Annotated in this window: 1 protein-coding gene; it reads right to left on the bottom strand. The window is 50.9% G+C overall.

Annotated elements, in window-relative coordinates:
* Window positions 1–279: 279 nt before the first annotated feature.
* Window positions 280–1,341 (bottom strand): 3-deoxy-7-phosphoheptulonate synthase, encoded by a 1,062-nt coding sequence (gene aroF, locus IQ270_RS30105; RefSeq protein ID WP_193976758.1) that lies wholly within the window; start codon window positions 1,339–1,341, stop codon window positions 280–282.
* Window positions 1,342–1,617 lie beyond the last annotated feature (276 nt).

The raw sequence follows: 1,617 nt of genomic DNA, 5'->3' as shown, positions 1-1,617 counted from the left end.
GCTTGCTTTGATCATTAGATAAAGTTATCACCATAAGTTCGGGAGAGCCAATCAAATTGAGGCTATTTTGAATCAGAGTGCTAAGTAGAACCCCAATTTCTTAAAGAAGTCGGGGTTCTAATACCAATTTAAGGTGAAGTTGCACATATCTCGATCCCCCTCGCATCCCCCGAAAGCAAGGGGGACTTTGAGAAGAATCTTGTCCCCCCCTTATTAAGGGGGGCGCCGGAGGGATCAGATTCTATGTAGCCTCATAAAAAATTGGTATAACATCTGTTTCTACGCCAAAACTGGCACGGGTTGCGGCCAACGGTTCATGACTTTACCAATCACCGCCAATTCTCCCATCAACTTGTCGAACTGATCCGGTGTTAAAGATTGCGGCCCGTCAGACAAGGCTTTTTTGGGATTCGGGTGCACTTCTATCATCAGGGAATCTGTACCGGAGGCGATCGAAGCAAAGGCCATTGAAGGTACAAACTGCGCCCAACCGGTGCCGTGACTGGGGTCAACCATCACCGGTAAGTGAGTCAGGGTTCGCAATACCGGAACCGCCGACAAATCCAGCGTATTCCGCGTATATTGTCTGTCATACCCGCGAATGCCACGTTCGCACAAAATCACGTTGGGATTGCCCGCAGCCATGATATACTCAGCAGCCATCAACCATTCTTCAATGGTGGCGGAGATGCCGCGCTTCAGCAAAACTGGTTTGTCTTGAGCTCCGACTTTCTTCAACAGCGAGAAATTCTGCATATTTCTCGCGCCGACTTGCACTACGTCGGCTACTTCCACGATCGCACTTAAGTCGGCCGCATCCATCACTTCGGTAATAATTCCCAAACCGCTGGCTTCCCGCGCCGCCGCCAGCAGTCCCAAGGCACTCTCGCCGTGTCCTTGGAAAGCGTAGGGAGAGGTTCTCGGTTTGTAGGCTCCACCGCGCAAAAATTGAGCGCCAGCAGCTTTGACGCGCATTGCCGTTTCAACAATCATTTCTTCGTTTTCGACCGAGCAAGGGCCTGCTACGATCGCGATCGGATGATTTAAGCCGATCGTCACAGTTCCTAATGGAGTAGCAACTTCTACGGCGCTGGGTTCACCTTGGCGGTATTCGAGACAAGCGCGTTTGTAGGGTTTTTCGACGCGCAGCACTTCTTCAATCCAGGTACTCATTTCGCGCAGTTGCATCGGTTCTAGCTCAACGGTGTCGCCCACCAAACCCATGACGGTTTTGTAACGCCCTACTATTCTTTCTGGTGTCAAACCCCAGTTTGTGCGGAGTTCTTCGTCTAGGCGATCGATTTCGGCTGCTGGAGTGCCGGCTTTCATTACAATAATCATATTTTTTCTCTTGTGTGTTGCGCTAAACTACGGATTATGACACGGATGGAATGCGGAAAATCCCGTTTTTACCTAAACCTCGATCCCCCTCGCATCTCCCTTAAGAAGGGGGACTTTCAAGGAAGTTCTTGTCCCCCCCGACCTAAGGGGGGCTGATTTATTCTCCCAAAAACGAGGGTTTTGTAGGGGTAGTGCCCCGGTGCCTACCCTCTCCACCGACGAATTGTTAGTCGTTTCAGGGATCGGGGGCAACTACGGGGGGATTGCCTTTACAAG

It is taken from the genome of Microcoleus sp. LEGE 07076 (genome assembly GCF_015207455.1).
In the GTDB taxonomy this organism is placed as follows: Bacteria; Cyanobacteriota; Cyanobacteriia; order Cyanobacteriales; family Microcoleaceae; genus Microcoleus.
The sequence above is the reverse complement of the archived record's forward strand: the minus strand, read 5'-3'. Positions and strand labels throughout refer to the sequence as shown.